The 25,401-nt window shown below is 32.8% G+C and carries 21 protein-coding genes and 1 tRNA gene; 6 read left to right on the plus strand and 16 right to left on the minus strand.

The genetic code is table 11. The features are described 5' to 3' along the window. Positions 1–294: 294 nt before the first annotated feature. From AC6F8J_RS00005 to dnaA, 16 genes are all read right to left on the minus strand, one after another. Positions 295–382 (minus strand) — tRNA-Ser (locus tag AC6F8J_RS00005). A gap of 437 nt (positions 383–819) precedes the next feature. Continuing rightward, positions 820–1,767, minus strand: coding sequence for an ABC transporter permease subunit (locus tag AC6F8J_RS00010; RefSeq protein ID WP_500720159.1), 948 nt, complete (start codon positions 1,765–1,767; stop codon positions 820–822). 1 nt (position 1,768) lies between these two features. Continuing rightward, positions 1,769–2,869, minus strand: a complete 1,101-nt coding sequence (locus tag AC6F8J_RS00015) for an ABC transporter permease subunit (RefSeq protein WP_500720160.1) — start codon at positions 2,867–2,869, stop codon at positions 1,769–1,771. 3 nt (positions 2,870–2,872) lie between these two features. Then, positions 2,873–4,399 (minus strand): ATP-binding cassette domain-containing protein, encoded by a 1,527-nt coding sequence (locus AC6F8J_RS00020; protein ID WP_500720161.1) that lies wholly within the window; start codon positions 4,397–4,399, stop codon positions 2,873–2,875. A 113-nt stretch (positions 4,400–4,512) separates the two neighbouring features. Then, complete coding sequence (locus AC6F8J_RS00025) at positions 4,513–5,355, minus strand: YjjW family glycine radical enzyme activase (RefSeq protein WP_500720163.1); 843 nt, start codon at positions 5,353–5,355, stop codon at positions 4,513–4,515. Continuing rightward, the gene (locus AC6F8J_RS00030; RefSeq protein WP_500720164.1) at positions 5,352–6,875 is read right to left on the minus strand and encodes a YjjI family glycine radical enzyme; all 1,524 of its coding nucleotides are present in this window, start codon (positions 6,873–6,875) and stop codon (positions 5,352–5,354) included. The genes AC6F8J_RS00025 and AC6F8J_RS00030 overlap by 4 nt, the downstream gene beginning before the upstream one ends. Positions 6,876–7,045: 170 nt before the next feature. After that, entirely contained in the window at positions 7,046–8,146 is a 1,101-nt protein-coding gene (locus tag AC6F8J_RS00035) for a BMP family ABC transporter substrate-binding protein (protein WP_500720166.1), read from the minus strand. 374 nt (positions 8,147–8,520) lie between these two features. Further along, positions 8,521–9,081: a Fe-S-containing hydro-lyase gene (locus AC6F8J_RS00040; protein WP_500720168.1), complete on the minus strand. Its 561-nt coding sequence runs from the start codon at positions 9,079–9,081 to the stop codon at positions 8,521–8,523. Between the two features lie 8 nt (positions 9,082–9,089). Then, entirely contained in the window at positions 9,090–9,932 is an 843-nt protein-coding gene (locus AC6F8J_RS00045; protein ID WP_500720169.1) for a fumarate hydratase, read from the minus strand. A 147-nt stretch (positions 9,933–10,079) separates the two neighbouring features. Next, the gene (locus AC6F8J_RS00050; protein ID WP_500720170.1) at positions 10,080–11,432 is read right to left on the minus strand and encodes an S-layer homology domain-containing protein; all 1,353 of its coding nucleotides are present in this window, start codon (positions 11,430–11,432) and stop codon (positions 10,080–10,082) included. Positions 11,433–11,766: 334 nt separating this feature from the next. Then, complete coding sequence (gyrA, locus tag AC6F8J_RS00055) at positions 11,767–14,292, minus strand: DNA gyrase subunit A (protein ID WP_500720172.1); 2,526 nt, start codon at positions 14,290–14,292, stop codon at positions 11,767–11,769. Between the two features lie 120 nt (positions 14,293–14,412). Next, positions 14,413–16,311 carry a DNA topoisomerase (ATP-hydrolyzing) subunit B gene (gene gyrB, locus AC6F8J_RS00060; RefSeq protein WP_500720231.1) on the minus strand — a complete coding sequence of 633 codons (1,899 nt, stop codon included), beginning with the start codon at positions 16,309–16,311 and terminating at the stop codon, positions 14,413–14,415. A 67-nt stretch (positions 16,312–16,378) separates the two neighbouring features. Further along, on the minus strand, positions 16,379–17,479 hold the full coding sequence (recF, locus tag AC6F8J_RS00065; protein WP_500720173.1) for a DNA replication/repair protein RecF: 1,101 nt from the start codon (positions 17,477–17,479) through the stop codon (positions 16,379–16,381). Between the two features lie 21 nt (positions 17,480–17,500). After that, positions 17,501–17,728 carry an RNA-binding S4 domain-containing protein gene (locus AC6F8J_RS00070; RefSeq protein WP_500720175.1) on the minus strand — a complete coding sequence of 76 codons (228 nt, stop codon included), beginning with the start codon at positions 17,726–17,728 and terminating at the stop codon, positions 17,501–17,503. A gap of 4 nt (positions 17,729–17,732) precedes the next feature. After that, a complete protein-coding gene (gene dnaN / locus AC6F8J_RS00075; RefSeq protein WP_500720177.1) occupies positions 17,733–18,839 on the minus strand; it encodes a DNA polymerase III subunit beta in 1,107 nt (368 codons plus the stop codon). A gap of 281 nt (positions 18,840–19,120) precedes the next feature. After that, on the minus strand, positions 19,121–20,479 hold the full coding sequence (gene dnaA, locus AC6F8J_RS00080) for a chromosomal replication initiator protein DnaA (RefSeq protein WP_500720178.1): 1,359 nt from the start codon (positions 20,477–20,479) through the stop codon (positions 19,121–19,123). A 982-nt stretch (positions 20,480–21,461) separates the two neighbouring features. On the opposite strand from dnaA, the gene rpmH reads away from it, so the two are divergent. From rpmH to mnmE, 6 genes are all read left to right on the plus strand, one after another. After that, positions 21,462–21,596 (plus strand): 50S ribosomal protein L34, encoded by a 135-nt coding sequence (gene rpmH, locus AC6F8J_RS00085; RefSeq protein WP_275842328.1) that lies wholly within the window; start codon positions 21,462–21,464, stop codon positions 21,594–21,596. Between the two features lie 37 nt (positions 21,597–21,633). After that, positions 21,634–21,972 carry a ribonuclease P protein component gene (gene rnpA / locus AC6F8J_RS00090; RefSeq protein ID WP_500720180.1) on the plus strand — a complete coding sequence of 113 codons (339 nt, stop codon included), beginning with the start codon at positions 21,634–21,636 and terminating at the stop codon, positions 21,970–21,972. 59 nt (positions 21,973–22,031) lie between these two features. Next, a complete protein-coding gene (gene yidD / locus AC6F8J_RS00095; RefSeq protein WP_500720182.1) occupies positions 22,032–22,241 on the plus strand; it encodes a membrane protein insertion efficiency factor YidD in 210 nt (69 codons plus the stop codon). A gap of 38 nt (positions 22,242–22,279) precedes the next feature. Beyond that, positions 22,280–23,239 (plus strand): membrane protein insertase YidC, encoded by a 960-nt coding sequence (locus AC6F8J_RS00100; RefSeq protein ID WP_500720184.1) that lies wholly within the window; start codon positions 22,280–22,282, stop codon positions 23,237–23,239. 15 nt (positions 23,240–23,254) lie between these two features. Next, positions 23,255–23,947, plus strand: a complete 693-nt coding sequence (jag, locus tag AC6F8J_RS00105; protein ID WP_500720185.1) for an RNA-binding cell elongation regulator Jag/EloR — start codon at positions 23,255–23,257, stop codon at positions 23,945–23,947. Positions 23,948–24,008: 61 nt separating this feature from the next. After that, entirely contained in the window at positions 24,009–25,394 is a 1,386-nt protein-coding gene (gene mnmE, locus AC6F8J_RS00110; RefSeq protein ID WP_500720187.1) for a tRNA uridine-5-carboxymethylaminomethyl(34) synthesis GTPase MnmE, read from the plus strand. The last annotated feature ends 7 nt before the right edge of the window (positions 25,395–25,401 follow it).

A 25,401-nucleotide genomic window follows, 5' to 3' on the forward strand; every position in this document is an offset into this window, starting at 1 on the left:
TTTGACTTGAGCTTGCGCTCTTGTTACTAAAAAACCAAGCTTGCTTTTGCTACATAATGAATTACATAGCGTCCGTTTTAAATTACTTTTTGATAGGTTGGTTTACTGTTCAGTTTTCAATGTTCAGGTCTTTTACAGCCCTCTGTCTATAAGGCTTCACTTCTTGCTTTCTACTTCGTTACCTCTTGGGGCAACAGAGAGAATTATATCATGTATGACTACCTAAGTCAACAAGATTTTTAATTATTTTATTGTTGTTTTTAGCTTATTTTTTAGCCATATAAAAACAATAAACGGAGAAGGAGGGATTTGAACCCTCGCACCGCGTAAACGATCTATACCCTTAGCAGGGGCACCTCTTCAGCCACTTGAGTACTTCTCCAAACTGAATTATCTTTTTCAAGCATAAATTCATAATCTACTTGAAGTATTTAATTATAATAAACGCTATGTTTTACAGGCGCAAAAGTAATTATACTAAAGCAAAGGACGCATGTCAATACATTTTACCAAGTTTTTTACTTTTATAAAAGTACTTCCAAAATCCTATAATACAAGGCTTTTTCATCTTCTAAACGTATATCTATATATGGTAGGAAACACTAGATAAATGTACTATATATAGAAGAAAAGAAGATGTCAATTAGAAGCGACATCTTCTTTTCTAGTTTTTCTTCATTATAATGGTTAAAGGGTCTAACTAAGTTTCACTAAATTCACATACCATACATAGATTAGGTTAATATATTCGTAACTATATATGGTATGTGAAAGTTCAACTATATAGTTTTGACGCCTTAACCTTATAATTAATTGGTTCTATCGTTGACCTTTGTCATAAGGTTCCCCTGCGGCTTTAGGACCAACTGCCTTATTACTAAATACGACCAGTGCAATAACAGTTAGAATATAAGGCAATGATTTAAAATATTCCATTGGTAATTTTGACAAGAAGCCAATACTGGTTGAATAAATGCTAAGAATCTGCGAGAATCCAAAAAATAAACTTGCACCTAAAAGACCTAGCGGTTTCCACTTACCAAAAATTAAAGCTGCAAGAGCAATAAATCCAGTACCATGAATACTCATGATTGTAAACTGAGTATCTTGAGTTAATACCATAACCCCACCACCCAGTCCAGCAAGACATCCAGATAGTATAACACCAATATAACGCATCTTATAGACACTGATACCCATACTATCAACAGCATGAGGATGTTCACCTGTTGCTCTTAGTCTAAGTCCAAAAGGGGTTTTATAGAGCACATACCAACTAATTAAAACCAAAGCCAATGCCAAAAATACAGTTGGATACATATTGGTAAAGAAGATTTTTCCAATAATTGGAATCTCACTTAATTCACTATATGTTCTTTTAACAAAACCTTGTCTAAAGGTTTGTGTTCTTTGTTGTCCAAAAATAATTTGTGATAAGTAAATGGTTAAACCACCTGCAAGTATATTAATGGCAGTACCAGATATGACCTGATCACTGCTTAAATGTATACTCAAATAAGCATGTATAACAGATATAAACCCTCCAGCCAATGCACCAATCAGCAAGGATATCCATGGTGCAAAACTGGTTGTTCCTTCTAGAAATACAATGGTCGTTGCGGCAGTAAAACCACCAATCATCATCATACCTTCAAGGGCAATATTTACAACACCGCTACGTTCTGAAAACATACCACCAATCGCTGTGATAATAATCGGTGTTGAATAAATTAACGTCAAAGCTAACATCGAGTAAAGTATATCCATTTTACTTTGCCCCCTTTATACGTTTTAGAATAATTTTTATACCATTTTGCATCGCTACAAACAATATAATTGTAGAACTGATAATTATGGCAATATCTCTAGGTATACCACTGGATTGCATAACCGGTTGAGCAGCGTTTAGTGACCCAAAAAGTAAACCACCAAACAGAGAACCTAAGGCAGTGTTCCCACCAACAAGTGCGACGGCTATACCTTCAAAACCATAATTTTCAAAGCTTCCAAGTACTCGACCGTAACCAAAAGTACCAATTGCAATAACAGTTCCGGCTAAGCCGGAAAAAGCTCCTGCAATGGCCATAGACAAGGCTGCATTGCGTTCCACCTTCATCCCAGCATATTTAGCTGCATGAGGGTTATATCCTACAGCTTTTAGTTCATAACCAAAGGTTGTCTTTTCAATAATATACCAGAATATGAAAATAGCTATAATTATGAGGATAAAGCCCCAATGTAACCTGGATCTATTGGTCATTTCAACTAGAAAATCACTTTTTAAGGTTGCGCCTGCAGGTAGTGACACGGATTTTACATTATCACTACCTGGTAATTGTTTTAAGTAATAATTGGTTAAATACAATGCTGTGTAATTCATCATAATGGTGACAACAACCTCATGTACGTTGAATTTGGCCTTAAGTATACCTGGTACAAATCCCCATATGGCACCCGCTAAGGTACCAGAAAGTATAACCACTGGTAATAATATAAAACCTGGAAGGTCTAAGGTCACACCTACTGCCACTGAGGCAAAAGAACCAACTAAAAGTTGTCCTTCTGCACCAATGTTGAACAAGCCTGTTCTAAACGCAAATGCTACAGATAAACCCGTTAGTATAATAGGCATCGCTGACACAAAATACTCTCCAACATATCTAGAATTAAAAATACTTCTTCCACTTCCAATACGGCTAATATCAATCCCAAGAACACCTCTAATTAAAGAAGTGAATAATTTGATTGGATTTTGTCCTGTTAGGATTAGGATAATTGATCCTACAAAGAAACCTAAAAAAATAGCAATCGCAGGAATGACAAACTTATGATTCTTCTCATTTGTGATGAAATCGATAAATTTCTTCATAATCTAATCAACTTTCCCCTTTCTTGAACCGGCCATCATCAAACCAAGCTCGTTCTCATTTGTTTTATTTGCATCAACGATGCCGACAATCTCGCCCTCATATATTACCGCAATACGGTCAGAAAGATTCAATACTTCTTCCATCTCTAAAGACATGAGTAAAACTGCTTTTCCACCATCTCGTTCCCTAACCAGACGTTGATGAATATATTCTATTGCACCTACATCTAACCCTCTAGTTGGTTGCGCTGCTATTAATAGCCTTGGAGAACGTTCTACTTCTCTAGCGATAATGGCTTTTTGCTGATTACCTCCAGACATGGATCTTGCACTTGTAACACTGCCTTGTCCACTTCTTATGTCGAATTCTTCAATTAAAAAGTCTGAATGCTTTCGTATAGCCTCTGGTTGCAAAATACCTTTCTTTGACAACGGTTCTTGAAAATAACTTTGAAGAGCCATATTTTTTTCTAAGGAGAAATCTAAAACCAGTCCATATTTATGTCGGTCTTCAGGAATGTGTCCAATGCCTTTTAGGGTTCTCTTTCTAATAGAATCGGAAGATATATCCTCTCCGTCAAATAATATCTTGCCCGATTCAATCTTTTCTAGCCCTGTTATACCCTTAATTAATTCTGATTGGCCATTCCCATCAATACCTGCCACACATAGTATTTCTCCGGCTTTTACTTCAAGATTAAGATTTTTAACCGCCATAAGATTTCTGGAATTTTTTATATTTAGATTTTCAATTTTTAACACAATATCTGAAGGCGTAGCAGGTTCTTTATCTACTTCAAAACTAACTTCACGACCTACCATCATCTCAGCCATCTGTTCTTCAGTAGTCTCTGATACTTTAACAGTTCCAATATATCGACCTCTCCTTAATACTGTACAATGGTCAGCTACCATAGATATTTCTTTTAACTTATGAGTGATGAGTACAATAGATTTTCCTTCTTTAACCAACTCACGCATAATACCCATTAACTCTTTGATCTCTTGAGGTGTTAATACCGCCGTAGGTTCATCGAAAATTAATATTTCTGCATTTCTATAGAGCATTTTTAGTATTTCTACCCTTTGTTGCATACCAACAGTAATGTCCTCAATTTTTGAATGAGGGTCTACTTTTAAGCCATACTTTTGACTGATTTCCAATACTTTGTTAGCAGCTTTTTCAATATCTATACGCCTAAAAGATTTAGTAGGCTCTAAGCCTAAAATAATATTTTCTGTAACTGTAAAATTGTGGACAAGCTTAAAATGTTGATGTACCATACCAATGCCATTTTTATTTGCCACGTTTGGATTGCTGATATCAACTTCTTTACCGTGAATTTTAATTGTTCCTTTTTCTGCCTGATATAATCCAAACAAGACACTCATTAAGGTTGATTTTCCCGCACCATTTTCTCCCAGCAACGCGTGAATTTCTCCCTTTTCGACCCGTAAGGTTACATCATCGTTTGCTTTTATGCCTGGAAATTCTTTAGTGATATTCAGCATTTCAACTACGTATTCCATAACACTTCTCCTGTCTAATTTTTAATAACTTATATTATAAGGTGGTTAAAGGGTCAAAACTGATTTTTGATACCTTTACCATTATGACTGATAATACCGTAATCCCTTCACTATTAACTCTGTAACTTAAAGTTATGGAACCCTTTTTGACTCAAATAAGTGCCATACGCTAGAAATTCCTCATCTTTCATGATAGCATCACCGATTAATGCCGCTTGTGCCTTTTTTAATCCTGTGACATGGGCTCTTATTAGTCTATAAGATACATGATTATATCCCTTTAATCGATCAACCACCTTATTTAGTGTATTAATTTGATCCATGTGCTTATTTAGAAGAACCGTCCTAACTTCAATGACTTTATCTATTTCAAGTAACTTTTCTAGGTTTATCAAATGAGTCTGACCCTTTACACCACATAGTTGTTCAATGTTATCGACCGCTTTGATATCCAATAAAAAACCGTCAATATTATTGATCAAAGGTAACGTCGCTTCAAAATCAAAGAAGCCATTAGAGTCAATATATACGGTTAACCCGAGAGATCTTATTTTTTTACATAAACCCGTTAAAAAATCAGTATATAAGGTAGGCTCACCTCCAGACAAAGTTACACCTCTTATATATGGACGATAACTCTTTATTAAAACCATTAAATCGTCTAAGGTATATTCCTTTGCTTTTGGAGTTGATTGATATGGGCATATCATTATACACTTATCACATTTTGTACATAATTTCTCTTTATATAGAACTAATCCTGACTCAATACTTAAAGCTTTACTTGGACAGTGTTCAACACAAATGCCACAATGCCTACATTTTTGAATCGTTTCACTGTTATGGCAATAGAGGCAATTTAGCTGACACCCTTGAACAAAAATACTACATCGGTTACCTTCTCCATCTACATTCGAAAATGGGATAATCTGATTCACTAAAATCTTCTGATTCACTCGAAAGTCCTCGTTTGTCTATTAAATACATTTGCATTATTATTGGTACCACTACCGAATATATCCGTATCTCTTAAAACAACTTCATTATTATTGAACCGCTCAACATCACTACGCTTTACCAAATATCCCGTTACTCTAATCAAATCAGAGTTCTGTAAATAAGTCGTAATATAACGATAGCCTTCTGAAAATGAACCCTGAATAATATCAAGAAGGGCTTCTAAATGATCTAGATAAGTTTGGTCGAATGCAAATAAGTCACCTGTTCCTGCTTTAAAATACTTATGGAAGGTTGCCGATTGAGTTAAGTGAAGGGGCAATATAGGTTCTTGACCTACTTTAACACGATGTGCCGGTGTGTTATCTTTATCTTCTGGACTTAAGTCCGCGCCAACTTGTGCATGAAGTAGATAATGGCCATCGGTTCTTTGAAGATAGGGCGCTTCATGCTGACTTACAATATGCTCAAGTGTCGATAAAATTTTATGGCCTATTTCATCACCTAAATCTGATTGGCCAAATGTTTCTTCTATCTTTTCTAACTTTAATAAATGATTAACTGCGTCTGCTAAGCCTACAATACCAAACATAGCTGTAAAATTATCTTGACTTATAAAACCTTCTTTAATTAAAAAAGATGTTTCAAAAAAATGACTTTGCTCTACCATATATTTGACACGCTTGTCCATCATAGTTGCCATATTCCGAGCAACTATAGGCAATATTGATTCCATAAAATGTTCTATTGAAGTTGCTTTCTTAACCATTGTACCAAGTCTTAGTCTTAAGAGTGTATAAGCACCACCCCCTAATGGCAATGCATTATAACAACTAACAATTCCATGGTTACCGACATCTTTTTGATACATAACTTGATTGCTGAAAGATGGTTTTGCAGCAAGCAAACATGTCCTTAATGCTTCTAAGGCAAAATCTTTTGATGTTAATGCTGCATCATATAGTAAGGTCAAATTAGGCGTTGGGTTCTGTAACTCAATTACCGCTTTTAATATTAAGTGACCCGCTCTAGTCTCATGTGGACCAATGTTCCCATGACAAAAAGAATCGACAATTGTTTTATCGATGTGATTTAAAAATCTTTTTATTTTAATGTAGTCAGAGGCCTCATCACGAATAAAAGGATCTATGAGTTGATCCAATCTACCTATATACACAGGAAATGATGTGATGGATGGTACATGACTATATAATATCAAAAGCCCATCTAGTAGTTGATCTAAGTCTATTGGAGGTTTAATGTCTAAGAATTCACAGCCATTTTTTACAAATATATCATAGTCAGGTACGATGTATCTCGGTCTATAAGGTAAATAGCCTTCATTTAAATCACAAATCATGTCATTTTCAATATACTTCATCTCTTCATCTGTGTAACCTAATGACTCTCTCGGATCAATAAGTCTTTCTCCAATATTTGCCATTGAAAAAAGTTTTTGTTGATAAGTCATATTGGTTGCAGATGCTGTTAATGCAAAATCATTTAAGACAGATCTCATTTTTTCACCTCGTCATCTTTAGAATTAATCTATTTTTTGGATAGTTACAATAGTATAATGACCATCACCACCTAGATTTCTAAGTAACAATGGTCATCATGCCACACAGCATGATGATTGAAGATAAAAAGCCAAGACTAAATCGTCTTGGCTTTGTTTAAGAAAATAAACTATTTTAAACGATTTGGTACTACTGATACTTCAACTTCGCCAGCAACAACTTTACTTTCATATGCTTTAACTTCTTCAACAATCGCATCTGATAAGTTTGGATTGGATTCTGGTATACCAACACCTTGATTCGACAAGTCAAATACAAGAATTCCGCCACCTGGGAACTCACCATTATAAGTCATTTCAGCTACATCACGTGCTGCTACGTCAACACGTTTCATCATAGATGTTAATACAGCTGACATATCGCCTTCATAGATACCATCTTCATATTGGTCTTTATCAACACCAATCGCCCAAACATCGTCTCCATTTGTACGACGGTCTCTAGCTTCTTTTATAAGGCCATTTCCAGTACCACCAGCTGCGTGGAATATAACATAAGCTCCTTGATCATACATTTTTGCTGCTAATGTTTGTCCTATTGGAGCATTTGAAAAGTCACCAGCGTACTCAACCAAAACAGTCATATTAGGATCAACGGCTTCTACACCAGCTTCAAAACCAGCTTCGAATCTTTGAATAAGATCAAAGTCCATTCCACCAATAAAGCCTACAGTGTCTTTTCCAGCTTCTTGAGCTTTTAGTGCCGCTGCAACACCAACAAGAAATGAGCCTTGTGCTTCAGCAAATACCGCACTGGCAACATTATCTTTGTCACCAATTACCATATCAATAATTAGGTATTTTTGATCTGGAAAATTCGTTGCAACTTCTGTTAAAGCTGCTTCAAATAAGAAACCTGGCGCTATGATAATGTCCAACTCTTCGTCTGAGAAGTTTGAAAGATTAGGAATATAATCTGCATCCGAATCGGATTGAAGATATTTTGTTTGAGCACCTGTTGCATTTGCAAATTCTAGGATACCTTCCCAAGTTCCTTGGTTAAATGATTTGTCATCAATACCACCAACGTCTGTTACAAGCCCTACTGTAAAATCTATAGTCTCTACAGGTTCTTCTTCTAGGGTTTCTTCTGGTGCTTCAGTCACCGGATCACTGGTAACCTCTGGCTCATCTTTTGCGCAACCTGAAACAAGAGCCAATGACAATATCATTGTTAGAGCTAAAACGATTGTTAATAATTTCTTAAACATAATTGACCTCCCTTTTTTTAAGTGCATTTTATTTTACATATATAACCAAACCGATTATGAACTTTCAAAGACTTATTTATATCTGAATGTCTTTTCGAAGATACATATTTAACTTGGCTATATAATTGGAACACATATTTATTCTTCAAAATCATTGCATTTTATGGTTAAAGGGTCAAAACTAAGTTTCACTATATTTGCATACACTGTATGTGAAAGTTCAACTATATAGTTTTGACGCCTTAACCAACCATTATATTAAATATTTGTAAATGTTTCCTACAATTGATTCTAAGAAACGTCTAGTATTAGTATAATTTAACTTGTAAGTTGATACAACATAATATGTCCTATGCATGTAATTATTTAATTACTTAGTTCATATTTGTTATTCTATACTTTTCTTTTTCTGACTTATATAAATTATGACCTTCACTATCAATAACGACAATACATGGGAAATCTTTAACAATAAGTCTTCTTAATGCTTCTGTTCCCAAGTCATCATAGGCAATGATTTCTGAAGATACTATTTTGTCCGCAATTAACGCTGCCGCACCCCCAACTGCCGCAAAGTAAATGGCTTTATTTCTAATCATTGCTGAAATAACCGCCTCATTTCTATCTCCTTTACCAATCATACCACTAAGTCCAGAATCTAGCAACTTTGGCGTATACGCGTCCATACGATAGCTGGTGGTTGGACCGGCCGAACCTATAATCTCACCAGGCTTATTTGGAGATGGCCCTACGTAGTAAATAATGGCATCTTTTATATCAAAAGGCAAATTTTCGCCTCTTTCCATTTGCTCAATCATTCTTTTATGCCCTGCATCCCTTGATGTATAAACTTCTCCCGATAATAATACTTCATCGCCTGCACTTAATTCTATTATTTTTTCTTTATTTAACGGCGTTGTTATTTTCTTTCTCATAGAGCCTCCTATATGATTTTTTTAGCATGACGTGTTACATGACAACCAATATTAACCGCAACAGGAAGACCGGCAATATGTGTTGGAAATACTTCTATATGAATCCCAAGAGCGGTTGTTCGACCACCAAGTCCTTGTGGTCCAATTCCTAATTGATTGATTCTTTCTAATAGTTCGATTTCCAAATCTTTGACATAGGGAATGGCTGAATGTTCACCCACATCCCTAAGTAAAGCTTTTTTTGAAAGAAATGCTGCTTTTTCAAAAGATCCACCAATACCTACTCCAATAACCATAGGTGGGCATGCATTTCCTCCTGCCAAGTCTACCGTTGAAATAATTGCTTCTTTAGCACCTTCAATGCCATCTGAAGGTTTTAGCATATGAATTCGGCTCATATTCTCACTTCCGAATCCTTTTGGTGCTACTTCTATGGTCAACTTATTACCTTCTACGATATCATAATAAATGATGGCAGGTGTATTATCCCCAGTGTTCACTCTATCAAATGGATCCCTAACAATAGATTTTCTAAGAAAACCTTCTTTATATCCCTGTCTAACACCTTCTTGTACAGCTTTTTCTATTAACCCACCTTCAAAGTATATCTCTTGACCGATAGTCAAGAATACTATGGCCATACCTGTATCTTGGCATATTGGCGTTTTTTTCTTATTCGCGATATCCGCATTTTCTAGAATTTGATCCAATATACTTGAACCTATTGATGATGTCTCATTTTTTTTACTTTTTTTGAGAGCATCTATTATGTCATTATTACAATAGTAATTTGCTTCCATACATAATTTTTTTACTGTTTCTCTTACCACATCTACATTTATTTTTCTCATACTACTCTCCTTGACAATATTTTCTTGTTCCACTTCTCTTGATGTTTTATTTAGCCACACTGTATCGTTACTTATTCCTATTTTAGATGCAAATCATAACCCGGTCAAATAAAAAACGCAATCTATAATCAGATTACGTTTTTTATTTTACTTTTCTTTTAAAACTTTACTAAATAATGCCATTATTTGATCGAATTCATTTTCTTTTATATATGCTTGTGGTTCTATCTTTTTATTTGTATGTATCAATATACCAAGTTGTTGTGCTTTTAATAAGGATTCTCTGGCCCAACTACTCGTATTTGCATGGTCTAGATATTGATTTAATTGATCCTGACTATTTAATGAAATCTTGGGGAATTTTTTTTCATATGCCTTTATAAGTATGGTGTATGCTTGTTCTTTTGTAATATTTATTAAAGGTCTAAACGTCTGGTCCGGAAAACCAGAAATCAAGTTTTCTTGACTAGCTGTATAAATATATATACTTTCAGTTGATTTGATATTAACATCTTTAAATTCAAGCTTTAATGGTTCCTGTAATGTAAAACCTAAATGTTGATTTTTTAATACTTTTTCAACAAAAAGGGCCCTAGTCATATATCTGCTATCTGTTGTTTTTACGACATTGCTTGTTGTTGTAAATTCAACTGTTTCGTTAACATACTTTAAAGATCCATTTTCCAATCGTAAGATTAAGCTCACTTTTACTTGATAGGTTGTATTTTGACCATAGGATTCTAGAGGGAGTAATGTTATGCTATTATTTAATTGATGAAAGTCTGTCGGTAATACTACTCTATGATTCACTGCCTTACCATTATCTTTTCTAACAATGGTACTTTTTAATGAGGTTACTTTTGCTATCGGATTCCCATAATATGTCACTGTAACCGGCATACCATAGCTTCCATTCGTTGTGGTATTCTTGTAAAGCAGTGCATGAGAATCTCCTAGCCATTTTATGGGTACGTTTTTTAATCCATCATATGGGTAGATAACTAATTGTTCTTCTGTACGCACGCTACCACCTACTATATATGTAAAGTAATTGTTTTCTTTATTCATACCTATATCTAAATATTGATTATCCAATAGTACAATTCTTGTCAAAGGATCATTTATAAGTTGATTATAGCCTTCCATATAATTATTTAGATCTTTTTTTACAAATTCATAAACATATGTTTTATTGTATTTATAATAATTAGCTCTGTCCCATGGGTATCGACCTCTAAAATATAACTTTCCTCCTTGTTCCATACTGGTTAAAGTTTTATTATGATTCATATATTTTGAATGTGTCAAAGCCATTTCTTTTAGAATATTATTAACTCTTAAAGGTCTTAAAGACATGTTTTCCCTTGATATATTGATGGCATTAACGGTTCTTTCAATCTCATCTGCATCATTTCTTAACAGATTTTCTATGCTGCTTGCATATACTCTCGAGTTCATAGCTATAAGTATTATTAGCATCCATACTATAAATCGCTTCATGATTTTGCCATCTCCTATCTCAAAATATAGTCTTACTTACTACCATTATATCAAATGATAATGTCAGCCTCATTACAATGATATTAAAGATATGCGTCAAGTTAGATGTGGATTTTGTGGAGTTTAGTTATGATCCTTAACCATAGCGTTAATAGAAGAAAAGAAGCTTCGCTTCGTTATGAGCTCTGCTCATATTTCTGAAGGGTTCGATATGAAAGGACCTTGACGCATTCAGCTATGTTTTAAATCTGAATGCTAGAGTATGACTTTCCTAGAGAATCAAAAAACATTCCATTATAGAAAACTATAATGGAATGCAGTTTTACTCCAAATTTTAATGATCTGTGATATTTTCTTCAACTATTTCTGATTCAATTATATCTGCTTCACTAAAATCGTTTTTGAGTTCCTCATCAATCACGACTTTAATTCTTGCAATGCTTGCTATACGAATATCTTTTTTGAAATTCATCAATTTAACACCTGAGGTTATTCTTCCAAGTCTTGAAACATCACTGACTCGAATTCTAATGACAATACCTTCAGTGGTGATAATAATCATTTCATCACCTTTTCTAACCGCTTTCATACCCAAAACATTGCCAGAACGTTCACTGATTTTATAGAACTTAACACCTTTACCGCCTCTATGTTGAACAGTAAACTGTTCCATTTTAGTTCTCTTACCTAGTCCGCCTTCAGATACAATAAGTAAATCAGTTCCTTGAGATATTAGTTGCATACCTATGACTTCATCACCTTCATTTAAATTCATACCCCTGACACCTTGAGATGTTCTTCCAGTTATACGTACATCCTTTTCATCAAATCGAATACACTGTCCATATTTTGTTCCTAGAATGATTTCTTCTTGGTCATTGGTCAGTTTAACTTCAATCAGATTATCTTCATCCTTAAGTCCTATTGCTATTAATCCATTTTGTCTAATATTCTGATACTCCATGATTGAAGATTTTTTTATAACACCTTTTTTTGTTGCCATTACTATATAAGTGTCTTCTTTATACGATTTCAATGGAATGACGGCCGTAATTTTTTCACCTGGATCAAGTTGTAATAGATTTACAATAGCTGTACCTCTTGCTGTTCTACCAGACTCTGGTATTTCGTATGCCTTCAATCGGTATGCTTTACCTTTATCCGTAAAAAATAGCAAATAATGATGGGTAGATGTAAGGAAAATATCCTTTACAAAGTCATCTTCCATGGTTTTCATACCTTTTATACCTTTGCCACCACGCTTTTGGCTTTTATAAGTATCTGCTGGCATACGTTTTACATAACCAAGACGAGTCATGGTTATAACTGTATTTTCCTTTTTTATAAGATCTTCCATATCTATTTCAGAGGAGTCATAGGTTAACTCCGTTCTTCTTGGATCATCATATTTTTCTTTTATAATCAAAATTTCTTCTTTAATCTTTTGATACAATAATTTTTCATCTGCAAGTAAAGCTTTTAATTCTTTAATGGTTTCTTGAAGCTCATTAAACTCACTTTCGAGTTTTTCTCGTTCTAAACCGGTCAAAGCTCTAAGTCGTAAATCAACAATAGCTTGAGACTGTATTTCTGAAAACCCAAATCTTTCCATTAGATTTAATTTTGCATCAGCAGTTGAATTAGATGCTCGAATCACCTTAATTACCTCATCAATAAAGTCAAGGGCTTTAAGCAATCCTTCAAGTATATGAGCACGCTCTTCCGCTTTCTTTAGATCATACTTGGTTCTTCTCGTTATAACATCTACTTGATGATTTAAGTAATGCTCAAGCACCTCTTTTAGATTAAGCACTTTTGGTTCGTTATTTACCAATGCCAACATATTAATCCCAAAAGAATCCTGCAATTGTGTATGTTTATACAATTGATTTAATACGACATTTGCATTTGCATCTCTTTTTAATTCGACAACAACATGCATACCGTTTCTGTCAGACTCATCTCTTAAATCCGATATTCCTTCTATTTTTTTTTCTTTTACAAGATCGGCAATCTTTTCAATAAGTTTCGCTTTATTGACTTGATAAGGGAGCTCTGTAATAACTATTCTATTTTTTCCACCAGACATAGCTTCAATATTAGCTACAGCTCTAACCTTGACAATGCCACGTCCGGTTCTATAAGCTTGTTCAATGCCTTGGGTACCCAGTATAATACCTGAAGTTGGAAAATCCGGTCCTTTTATGACTTCTAATATCTCGTCGATATCCGTATCTCTGTCTTCTATGACTCTATTGTCAATAATCCTTGTTACGCCGTTTATAACTTCACCAAGGTTATGAGGTGGTATGTTGGTTGCCATACCAACGGCTATTCCTGATACACCATTAACCAATAGATTAGGAAACCTAGCTGGTAATACCAAAGGTTGTTTTAAAGATTCATCGAAGTTTGGACCAAAGTCTACTGTGTCCTTACCAATATCCGCTAACAATTCCATGGCAATTCTACTCATTTTTGCTTCAGTGTAACGCATTGCTGCTGCACTATCACCATCGACTGATCCATAATTACCATGACCATCTACGAGCATATATCTATATGAAAAATCTTGAGCCATTCTAACCATGGTCTCATATATGGAACTGTCTCCATGAGGGTGATACTTACCCATTGTATCACCAACAATACGTGCGGATTTTCTATAAGGTTTATCGGGTGAAAGATTTAACTCACTCATAGAGTATAAGATACGTCGCTGTACTGGTTTTAAACCATCTCTAACATCCGGTAATGCTCTTGATGCAATAACACTCATAGCATAGTCAATATATGACTTTTTCATTTCATCTTGAAGATCTACTGATATGATTTTATCAATTTGATTGTTATCATCCATTCATGTTTCCTCCATAACTGGTTTCTATTATAAACACTTTTATCATGATTAAGGTGTTAAAACAATATATTGTATATGAATATTATTAAACTTTGTTTTGATCCTTCAACCAATCATGCTTTATATATCTAAGTTTTTTACATGCTTTGCATGACTTTCAATAAATGCTCTTCTAGGTTCAACTTTATCACCCATTAATGTTGTAAAAATCTCGTCAGCCGTTGCTGCATCATCTATATCGACCCTAAGTAGTATTCTGTTATCTGGATCCATGGTCGTATCCCATAATTGGTTTGCATCCATTTCACCCAAACCTTTATAACGTTGAAGTACGATACCCTCCCTACCCACTTCATCTAATAGTCTTTCAAGGGCACGATCATTATAAACATATTGTCCTTTTTTATTTTTTGTTACTTTATACAAAGGTGGTTGTGCAATATATACTTTTCCTGTTTCAATCAATTCAGGCATATATCTATAGAAAAAAGTCAATAATAAAGTACGTATATGTGCACCATCTACATCTGCGTCTGTCATAATTATAATCTTATGGTACCTTAACTTATCTAAGTTAAATTCTTCAGATATACCTGTACCAAAAGCAGTAATCATAGCTCTAATCTCATTGTTTACCAATATCTTATCTAGTCTGGCTTTTTCAACATTCAATATCTTTCCTCTAAGAGGCAAGATAGCTTGAGTTTGTCTAGATCTTGCTGATTTTGCTGATCCACCAGCTGAATCACCTTCGACAATATATATTTCACAGTTTCTTGGATCCTTATCTGAACAATCTGCTAGCTTACCAGGGAGAGAAGTATTCTCAAGTGCTGTCTTTCTTCTAGTCAAATCCCTAGCTTTTCTTGCAGCTTCTCTTGCTCTATTTGCTAATATAGATTTTTCCAAAATTATTTTTGCTACATGAGGATTTTGTTCAAGAAAATATGTTAATTTTTCTGATAAAACGTCATTAACCGCAGTCCTAGCTTCACTATTGCCCAGTTTTTGTTTTGTTTGTCCTTCAAACTGAGGGTCGATTACTTTTATACTGATGACACATGTTATACCTTCTCTAATGTCTTCTCCAGATAGATTTTTTTCATTATCTTTCAGCATTTTATTGTTTCGAGCATAATCATTCATAGTCTTAGTTAAAGCATTTCTAAAACCGGTTAAATGCGTACCACCTTCAGGGGTATTAATATTATTAACAAAACTAAATATATTTTCAACATAAGAATCATTATGCTGAAAAGCAACTTCCACATAAACATCTTCTACGGTTCCTTCAGCATATATTATTTCTTCATAAAGTTTATTTTTATGACGATTTCTATAAGCTACAAATTCTTTTATACCACCTTCATAATGGAATTCTTGTTTTTTTTCTTCACCTTCTCGAAGATCTTCTATACTAATTTTTAGACCTTTTGTTAAAAAAGCCATTTCTTGAATTCTTTGTTTAAGGGTATCAAAATCATAAACCAATTCTTCGAATATTTTATTATCCGGTTTGAAATGAATATAAGTACCATGTTTTTTTGTGGTGCCTATTACAGTCAAAGGCGTAATAACTTCACCACGTTCAAATCTTTGTGAATAAATTTCTCCTTTTTGATAAACGGTAACTTCTAACCATTCAGACAAAGCATTGACTACCGATGCACCAACACCATGCAGACCACCTGAAACCTTATAACTACCACCACCAAATTTTCCACCTGCATGAAGAACAGTAAAAACAACTTCAACAGCGGATACACCTTTTTCGTGCATACCTGTTGGAATACCTTCACCATTATCAAGTACAGATATGGAATTATCTTTGTGTATGACCACATCAATTTTATCACATCGATCTGCTAAAGCTTCATCTACTGCATTATCAACTATTTCATACACCAAATGGTGCAAACCTCTTGATGACGTGCTACCAATATACATACCCGGGCGTTTTCTTACTGCTTCTAAACCTTCAAGTATTTGTATCTGTGTAGCATCATATTCTTGATTTATGTTCATGAATGACCTCCTAAATTCGTGCAACAGAAAAAATGCACATCTAATTAATTATATATGAGTCTTAAGACTTATGCAAATCCGACTCATTTATTACTTTTGCATCTTTTACTTTATATATATGATAGCCACTTAACTCATTTTTAATAAAATCATCAATACCTGTACATGTGATAAAAGTTTGAATATCCTTTAAATGCTCAATTAAATAATGCTGTCTTTGATAATCCAATTCGGATAAAACATCATCAAGTAAGAGTATAGGTGCATGATTAACTTGTTTTTTAATTAACTCTATTTCAGATAATTTTAGAGCCAGTGCTGCTGTTCTTTGCTGCCCTTGTGATCCATAAATTCTAATATCTGTATTATTAATATCAAAGCGAACATCATCTCTGTGAGGACCAACTGTCGTTGTTCCTTTTTTTAAATCACCGGTTCTTGCATCTGCCAATTTTTTCTTAAAATCTTCTACACTGACATCATTTTCATATATCATTTCAATGGTTTCTTTATTTCCTGATAAATGTAAATGTTTTTCATACAATATTGGTCTTAGATCCTCAATGAAATTTTTTCGCATTTCAATAATAGTTGTGCCATACTTCACCAACTGATCATCCCACACATCCAAGAGATTTTGCATATCTGATCTATTATGGCTGTTTTTCAATAACTGATTTCTTTGCTTTAATACTTTATGATAATGACTTAAATAATACATATATAATGGTTTAAGTTGACTTAACTCAAGATCAATAAACCGTCTTCTATCTTTTGGTCCATTTTTTATTAAACCTAAATCTTCAGGAGAAAACATGATGATATTAATTAATCCAAATAACTCATTAAGTTTCTTAATAGGATTTTTGTTAACGGCTATACTTTTTTTACCGATTTTCTTTAAATGCACATCTATGGTTTCAATTATATCATTTTTTTCAAAAACCATATAGACATGAGCATCTTTTTCATTAATCCGAATTAATTCTTTATCTTTACTTAATCGATGAGACTTGGAAGTTGCGCACAAATAGATTGCCTCTATAAGATTTGTCTTTCCTTGAGCATTATCACCATAAAATATATTAATACCTGGATTAAAATCAATAGCAGCTTCCTGATAATTCCTGTAGTTATTCAATTCCAAGTGTCTTATGTACATGAAGTTCACCTCATGAAGGTATCATATTTTATCAACAACATATTTGACAATAATTAAATCAAAACCAGATACTTCAATTTTATCACCATCTCTTACTTTTTTTCCTCTTTGATATTCTATTTGTCCGTTATACTTTACTTCTCCATTTAGAATCATTATTTTTGCATGAACACCTGAATCAGCAATACCTGCCAACTTTAATAATGCACCCAATTTAATAAATTCCGTATTAATTATAATTTCTTTCATATCATCACCCATTCAATCTAATTGGCAATATTAAGTATTTGTAATCTTCACCTTCAATTTGTCTAACAATACAAGGATTCAATGCATTTGTAAACTGCATGCATATTTCTTCATCTTCAATAGCCTTCAACGCATCCAAAAGATACTTAGGATTAAAAGCGATATCAATAGGCTGACCTTCTCTTACAATCATTAGTTCTTCATGTACATTACCAAGTTCCGTATTAGAAGTAATTAATAATATATCCTCTTTTATTTCAAATTTCACTGGACTTTTTTTACTTTCCTTTGCTATTAAAGCTGCTCTTTCAATACTCATCATTAATTCTTTACGATTCACTGTAATCAGTGTTTCATAATCACCTGAAAATATATTTGCATACTTAGGATACTCTCCTTCAAGCAATCTAGACACAACAATACTCTCTTCAAGCTCAAACAAAACATGTTTATCCGTAAAATAGATCGATAGCATATCAGCTTCATCACTTGATAGTATTTTACTTATTTCACTTAAAGTTTTACCAGGAACAACGACAGCAGTATAATCAAACTCATCCGTAAAAGCTACTTTTCTAATAGAAATTCTATAGCCATCCATAGATATTATACTAAGGGCCTTATCTTTGATTTCTATCAACTCACCTGTCAAAATAGGCTTAATTTCTTTTATAGCAATACTAAACAAGGTTTGATGAATCATATCCTTCAAAACACTTTGCTTAATGGAAATACTTGTATATTTAGTTACTTGAGGCAATTGAATAAATTCTGTACCAGATTGGCCTGGTATATTAAATATGGATTTTTGACAAACAATAGTCGTCATATTGCTTTCATCTACCGTTATATCTACCATAGCATCCGGTAGTTTTTTTACTATTTCCGAGAATATTCGTGCATCAATGGCCACACTTCCTGATTCAATTATATGCGCATTTACATGACTTTCAATACCAATTTCTAAATCATTGCTAATAAGCTTAAATTCATTTTGTGTTGCTTGAAGAAGTATACATTGAAGAATGGGCAAAGTTGTTCGAGTTGAAATAGCTTTAAGGGAAGTATTGACGCCATTAAGCAAGTCATTTTTATGACAATTAATTTTCATAATGTGATAAACTCCTCTCCTGTGCAAAAGATAAAATATATGATTTTTTATAGTAATGATAGTAGTAAGGGATGTGAATATGTGTATAAGTGTTCTAGCCATAAGCAGGTAAGGTTTCTTAGAGTCTAATAACCCTGTTAATAGATAAAAAAGTTATTCATTTTAATCCACATGGTCATAGTTCTAATATAACTATTAACAGTCAATACGAGAGTTTATGAAAGGTTATACACAGCTTTAAATGGTGTAAGTTTAATACTATCTTTTTGATGTCTTATTTATTATTTACCTGTTATTTTTTTTGTCAGTATATCTATTGTATTTTTTAGAGTCATATCTGTGACGAGTTCTGTTTTTATTTTTTCATAACCATGAAGTACAGTTGTATGATCTCTTCTTCCAATTTCTTCACCAACTTTTGGTAGTGACATATCTGTTAATTTACGACATAGATACATAACAATCTGTCTCGGATAGGCAATTTCTCTAGGTCGTTTTTTGGATATTATATCTGCAGGTGTTACATTATAGTGCTCAGATACGATTTCTAGAATAAGTTTGAATGTTATTTTTGTGTCTTCTTGTGGCGAAATTAAGTCTTTTAAAGCTGCTTCAGCCATTTCCTTTGTTATTTCTTTTGGTAAAAGAAGCCTAGAATAAGCCAAAATCTTATTAACAGCACCTTCAAGTTCCCTAATATTAGACTTAACATTGTTTGCTACGTATTGCATGACATCATCTGGAAGATCTAAATTTTCAATTTGAGCTTTTTTCCTTAAAATAGCCACCCTAGTTTCAAAATCAGGTGCTTGTATATCTGCAATTAAGCCCCATTCAAATCTTGATCTTAATCGTTCTTCTAAGGTTTCGATTTCTTTTGGTGGTCGATCAGAACATATAATAATTTGTTTTTTTGCTTCATATAGGGTGTTAAAAGTATGGAAAAACTCTTCTTGTGTTCTTTCTTTTCCTGCAATGAACTGTATATCGTCTACTAGAAGGACATCAATATTACGATATTTTTTTCTAAACTCTTCATTTTTATCATCTCGAATAGAGTTAATAAGTTCATTGGTGAATTTTTCAGATGAAACATAAAGAACATTGGCTTTAGAATCATCATCTAGTATGAAATGAGCTATGGAATGCATTAAATGTGTTTTTCCTAATCCAACACCACCATAAATAAAAAGTGGATTATAGGCCTCAGCAGGTGATTCTGCAACTGCTAAAGAAGCTGCATGTGCAAATTTATTATTGTTGCCTACAACAAAAGTGTCAAAAGTATATCTGGCATTTAAATTTCTTTGATCATTGGTATTGTTATTAGAAAAACCAATAAAATTGTTGTTTGAATTTGATTTAATATCAAAATCTAAATTTTGATTAGGTAGAACAAATTGTATATCATAGATTTTTCCCATGACTTCGTTAATAGCGATTTGAATGGATTTATAGTATTTCTTTTCAATAACATTTTTGGCCATTTGATCATCTGCTTCTAGAATAATCAAATCACCCATTACTTTAACGGGTTCAAGTTTTTCCAAAAACGTTTTGTAAGATATAATGGATATATCCGATTCGTACCTTAAAAGATTTTTTATGTCATCCCACTTGTTGATAATTGGATGATCCATTAAAATACCCCCTTTTGTATTATAGTATAGTAGTAGGATTAAGGTCTCAAAATTAGGTTTTGACCTTTTAACCATAGTAGGCTTTATTATCTCAATATATGGTTAAGGCGTCAAAACTATATAGTTGAACTTTCACCTACCATATGTAGTTATGAATGTATCAACGTAATCTACATATGGTAGGCGAATTTAGTGAAACTTAGTTTTGACCCTTTAACCATATATATTTAATAACAGATATATAACTTGAGATATTAGTATTATCATGTTAACGGATACATCCATTAACATGATAATAAAATTCTAACCAAGTATTCAATACGTATAAATGTGTATTGTTATATAACTGTTAATAACTTATAATAGGAAGTTCTTTTACATACTGGTAAAACATCCAACTTTCAAACGCATTAAATTATACCAAGTTGTTTGATTAGAAATAAAATATAAGGGAAAGTTGAAACATATTATAAAAGACCTATTTAAAGAAACGAAGTCTATTATATATAATACTCTATCAATAGAAGGATTTCAATTGAAGTTTTTGCTTAAAAAAGATTTATAATGTGTATGAAAGATATAAAAAAAATGTGGAAAGTGTGTATAATTATTTTATACTATGGTTATACACACCATACACTTAATAGTTATTAAAATTGTCATAACCGCTTATTTTAAAGGGAATTTTGTAGTATATATAAAGATTAATAAACAGAATATAAGAATAAAAACAAGGGTTTATCCACATATTTTATTGATGATGTGGATAAATACATTTTAACAAGTTATCCACAATAAACCAAATGATTGTTATTTTTATGTGGATAAGCTAAATAAAAATTATTTAATTTTTTTTTTCTTGACTCTTAAGTGTTTTGTGACTATAATTGAAATGGTGCTTTTGAAGCAACAATTTTAGCAAATTAATTATAATTATTAATTTGATATAGCTTTTACGAACTATATAAGGAGGTGCATATCAATGAAAAGAACTTATCAGCCTAAAAAAAGACAGAGAAGTAGAGAACATGGCTTTCGAAAAAGAATGAAAAATAAGAGCGGTAGAAATGTTTTAGCTAGAAGAAGAGCTAAAGGCAGAAAGAAATTGTCAGCATAGGCCGCATTTATGTGGCCTTTTATTCTTATATTCAATTATGAGTGATAAAATTAGAGCATTAAAAAACAATGAATTTGTAAAAGTTTATCAAACCGGAAAATCAAAAGCCAATAAATTGTTAATCATGTATGTGATCAAGAATAATGGAAATATTAATAGACTGGGTATTTCTGTCAGTAAAAAAGTAGGTAATAGTGTAATTAGGCATCGTGTCAAAAGACTTATAAAAGAAGCCTATAGGTTGAATGCAAAATCATACAGCATTGGTTTCGATATCATAGTTATCGCCAGAAATACAGCAAAAGGTAACAATTATCATGAAATTGAAAGCGCATTAATGCACTTGGCTAAACTCAATAAAATATTAGTACTTTAAAATCCTACTATAATTCGATATGATAGGATTAATTCATTTATTTGAGAAAAGATGGTATAATGAGAAAAATTGCTATTGGTATTGTTCTGTTTTATAGAAAGTTCATATCACCTATGACAAAATCCAGTTGTATATATATACCAACTTGTTCGATGTATGCCTTGGAGGCCTATGAAAAATATGGATTTGTAAAGGGAAGCTATTTATCTATCAAAAGGATATTACGATGTCATCCTTTTGCAAAAGGTGGTTTTGATCCACTTAAGTAAAAGAATATATAGGTAACTATAATTAGGAGGATTCATTCATGTTTTTAGATCACATGGTTTTACTCACTCAAAACACAACATTTATAATTGGGCCTATAGCTCAGTTATTTGGCATTATTATGGACACAATTTATAATATTTTTAATAATATGGGCATCAAATCTTTAGGTATAAGTATTATTGTATTTACTTTAATTGTTAGAACCTTAATGTTACCTCTTGCATTTAAACAACAAAAATCAATGCAGGAAATGCAAAAAATACAGCCTGAGTTAAAAAAAATACAAGATAAATATAAAAACAAAAAAGATCCCGAATCTCAGCAGAAATTTCAAATGGAAATGAACCAGCTATATAAAGAGCACGGTGTAAGCCCTTTTGGTGGTTGTCTCCCTGTTTTGGTACAGTTCCCAATTATTATTGCATTGTTTCAGGTACTTAGAAATTTACCGGCCTATATAAAAAGTATAGGCTTAATATATGAAGATATTGCTCATATTGTTGTTCCTGTAGAAGGATCTGAAAGCATACTATCTCAATGGGCCAGTGAAGTAATGGTAAAGAATTTTGATATAGCAAAAATTCCAATGGTTATTGATGTTTTGGCAAAATTCAGTTCTGAGCAATGGACAATTTTTATTGAACAATTCAACTCTGTTGCTCATCTTATAACACCTAGCTTAGAAAAAATCACAGAAATGTATATGTTTTTAGGAATAAATTTGGCAGACAAACCAAACTTGATGTCTATTGGAATTTTACTACCATTATTAAATGTTGTGGTACAATTCATGGTTATGAAGTCAAGTACAACATCGGCTGCAACAGAACAGAATTCAACACAAAAATCCATGTTGTACACCATGCCACTTATTACGGCATTTTTTGTTTCAACAATGCCTGCAGGTTTAGGCTTATATTGGTTAGCTAGTAGTATATTCCAATGGGCACAACAAGTTGTCATTAATGGTCATTTAAAAGATAAAGAGAAAAAATAGGAGGGATTGGTCTTCATGAAGTATGTTGAGAAGCAAGCGAAAACTGTAGAAGACGCTATAACCGAAGCGCTGGTTGAAATGGGTGCTACTAGTGATCAGGTTACGGTAGAAGTTATTGAAAAAGGACCTAGCGGTTTAATGAGTATTTTTAGTAATAAGTTAGCAAAAGTCCGAGTATATAAGAAAATCAATGTTGAACAAGTTGCTTATGACTTTTTAGAAGAAGTATTTCAAAAAATGAATATTGAAGTAAATATTCAGGTTACTTTAGATGACCATAACAATATGACTGTGGATTTAAGTGGACCTAGTATGGGTGTACTGATTGGTAAAAGAGGACAGACATTAGATTCTTTACAATATTTAGTCAGTTTGGTTGTAAACAAAGAAGCAGATAGTTATATACGTGTTAAGTTAGACACAGAAAACTATAGAGATCGACGTAAAGAGACTTTGGAAACTTTGGCTAAGAATTTGGCACATAAGGTAAAAATTACGAAGAGAAAATTTATATTAGAGCCTATGAATCCTTATGAGCGACGTATTATACATTCAACTTTACAAAATAATAATAATGTTGAAACGCATAGTGAAGGTGATGAACCTTATAGAAAAGTTGTCATAACACCATCATCAAAAAATACGAATAAGCCAAAAGAATCTACTGGGTCAAAAACCAATCATAAGAGAGTTATAAAGAAGCCGTAATTTATACAGAAACAAAAAACCCATGCTAAGGCATGGGTTTTATTAGATAAAGGAGCTTAATATGTTAAATGATACTATTTGTTCCATTGCAACAGCTTTATCCCCTTCAGGTATAGGAATTATACGTATTAGTGGTGGTGATAGTATTGCAATCGTCAATAAAATTTTCAAATCAGTTCATAATAATTTAAAATTAGATCATGTTAAGTCTCATACCATTCATTATGGTCATATTATAATGCCAGCTACCGATGAAATTATAGATGAAGTTATCGTATCTGTTATGAAAGGGCCACATAGTTTCACACGTGAAGATGTGGTAGAAATTAATTGTCATGGTGGAATTATGATACTTGAGAATGTTCTTAAGCTTGTTTTGACCATGGGAGCTAGGCTTTCTGAACCAGGAGAATTTACAAAAAGAGCTTTTATGAATGGACGTATTGATTTATCTCAGGCGGAGGCAGTTATTGATATCATCAATTCAAAAACTCAATTATCTTTAAAGTCATCTGTTAACCAACTCAATGGACAATTAAGTAAAAAGATAGTTTTTATTATGAATCAATTAATTCATTTAATAGCACATATAGAAGCTTCTATTGATTATCCGGAGTATGATATAGAAGCACTAAACGAGAGCAAAGTAAAAGTAGATATTGAAAAAATTATTAAAGATATTTATGAATTGATGCAATCTTATGATAGTGGAAAATTAATTAGAGAAGGCATAAGTACTGCGATAATAGGAAAGCCAAATGTAGGCAAGTCCTCTTTACTTAATGCGATGTTAAAAGAAGATAGAGCAATTGTAACAGACATTCCAGGTACTACCAGAGACGTATTAGAAGAATATATGAATATTCATGGTATACCTTTAAAGCTGGTTGATACAGCGGGTATAAGAATAACCGAAGATCAAATAGAAAAAATTGGTATACAGAGATCAAAATCAAAACTTGAGGAAGCGGATTTAATAATTTTTGTATTGGATGCTTCAAGAGCTTTGGATGAAGAAGATTTACATATCATAGAATTAATTAAGGATAGAGAAGTTATTTGTCTTTTCAATAAGATGGATTTAGATGAAAAAATTGATCGAAAAAGCATAGAGGCTATATTAAATCATGGCTATATGATTGATATTTCTGCCAAAAATATAGAAGGTATAGATGCACTTGAAAATGCTATTAAGAATATGTTTTACCTTGGTGAAATTGATGTAAATAATGATCTTTACATAACAAATGTAAGACATAAGAATGCATTAGAAAAAGCTTTGCTTAGTTTAAATGAGGTACTGGCGTCAATTAAAAATAAGATGCCGGAAGATTGCTGGTCTATAGATTTGAAAAACGCTTATGAGAACATAGGTATTATAACAGGTGATACAGTTAATGAGGATATGATAAAAGAAATATTCAGTCGTTTCTGCTTAGGTAAATAATCTCATA

This window comes from Petrocella sp. (assembly GCF_059865615.1).

Bases quoted from the DNA above. Each gene is read 5' to 3' on its own strand.
- AC6F8J_RS00010 (WP_500720159.1), bottom strand. From the start codon at position 1,767: ATGGATATACTTTACTCGATGTTAGCTTTGACGTTAATTTATTCAACA.
- AC6F8J_RS00015 (WP_500720160.1), bottom strand. From the start codon at position 2,869: ATGAAGAAATTTATCGATTTCATCACAAATGAGAAGAATCATAAGTTT.
- AC6F8J_RS00020 (WP_500720161.1), bottom strand. From the start codon at position 4,399: ATGGAATACGTAGTTGAAATGCTGAATATCACTAAAGAATTTCCAGGC.
- AC6F8J_RS00030 (WP_500720164.1), bottom strand. From the start codon at position 6,875: ATGAGATCTGTCTTAAATGATTTTGCATTAACAGCATCTGCAACCAAT.
- AC6F8J_RS00035 (WP_500720166.1), bottom strand. From the start codon at position 8,146: ATGTTTAAGAAATTATTAACAATCGTTTTAGCTCTAACAATGATATTG.
- AC6F8J_RS00040 (WP_500720168.1), bottom strand. From the start codon at position 9,081: ATGAGAAAGAAAATAACAACGCCGTTAAATAAAGAAAAAATAATAGAA.
- AC6F8J_RS00045 (WP_500720169.1), bottom strand. From the start codon at position 9,932: ATGAGAAAAATAAATGTAGATGTGGTAAGAGAAACAGTAAAAAAATTA.
- AC6F8J_RS00050 (WP_500720170.1), bottom strand. From the start codon at position 11,432: ATGAAGCGATTTATAGTATGGATGCTAATAATACTTATAGCTATGAAC.
- gyrA (WP_500720172.1), bottom strand. From the start codon at position 14,292: ATGGATGATAACAATCAAATTGATAAAATCATATCAGTAGATCTTCAA.
- recF (WP_500720173.1), bottom strand. From the start codon at position 17,479: ATGTACATAAGACACTTGGAATTGAATAACTACAGGAATTATCAGGAA.
- AC6F8J_RS00070 (WP_500720175.1), bottom strand. From the start codon at position 17,728: ATGAAAGAAATTATAATTAATACGGAATTTATTAAATTGGGTGCATTA.
- dnaN (WP_500720177.1), bottom strand. From the start codon at position 18,839: ATGAAAATTAATTGTCATAAAAATGACTTGCTTAATGGCGTCAATACT.
- dnaA (WP_500720178.1), bottom strand. From the start codon at position 20,479: ATGGATCATCCAATTATCAACAAGTGGGATGACATAAAAAATCTTTTA.
- rpmH (WP_275842328.1), top strand. From the start codon at position 21,462: ATGAAAAGAACTTATCAGCCTAAAAAAAGACAGAGAAGTAGAGAACAT.
- rnpA (WP_500720180.1), top strand. From the start codon at position 21,634: ATGAGTGATAAAATTAGAGCATTAAAAAACAATGAATTTGTAAAAGTT.
- yidD (WP_500720182.1), top strand. From the start codon at position 22,032: ATGAGAAAAATTGCTATTGGTATTGTTCTGTTTTATAGAAAGTTCATA.
- AC6F8J_RS00100 (WP_500720184.1), top strand. From the start codon at position 22,280: ATGTTTTTAGATCACATGGTTTTACTCACTCAAAACACAACATTTATA.
- jag (WP_500720185.1), top strand. From the start codon at position 23,255: ATGAAGTATGTTGAGAAGCAAGCGAAAACTGTAGAAGACGCTATAACC.
- mnmE (WP_500720187.1), top strand. From the start codon at position 24,009: ATGTTAAATGATACTATTTGTTCCATTGCAACAGCTTTATCCCCTTCA.